The sequence below is a fragment of the uncultured Vibrio sp. genome (assembly GCF_947488985.1).
Taxonomy (GTDB): Bacteria; Pseudomonadota; Gammaproteobacteria; order Enterobacterales; family Vibrionaceae; genus Vibrio.
In genome coordinates this window covers 1-314 of sequence record NZ_CANLBV010000351.1, presented here as the reverse complement: position 1 = coordinate 314, position 314 = coordinate 1, and the positions used below count along the sequence as shown (strand labels likewise).

Below are 314 nucleotides of genomic sequence, written 5' to 3'. Positions count from 1 at the left end.
TCAGAGGATTTACCGCTCGCTTGCTCTTGGTAAATTTTGTCACAACCAATACGTTTAAGCTGTTCAAGTTGAACATCAAGCGTTTGGTCTTGAGTACTGACACGGGCATAGCCAATTTTCATGAAAAGAGCCTAAAAGTGAACATTAAGATAACTAAACATTAGTGTACATGTTCATATGATATTTTAAAGACTAATTGGACAGTATTGAGATGGGTGAAAGATAATGTTCACAAAGTTACACCTTTATGGGCACTTATTAAAAGAGTCTCTTAACCATTGCAACAATGATTAAGAGACTCTCGTAAAAAGGTT

1 protein-coding gene is annotated in these 314 nt (G+C 35.4%); it reads right to left on the bottom strand.

Going from position 1 to position 314, the window contains the following annotated elements:
• Positions 1–122: recombinase family protein (locus Q1A70_RS20615; protein WP_299695932.1), on the bottom strand; the 122-nt coding region annotated here is incomplete at its 3' end.
• Positions 123–314: the final 192 nt, after the last annotated feature.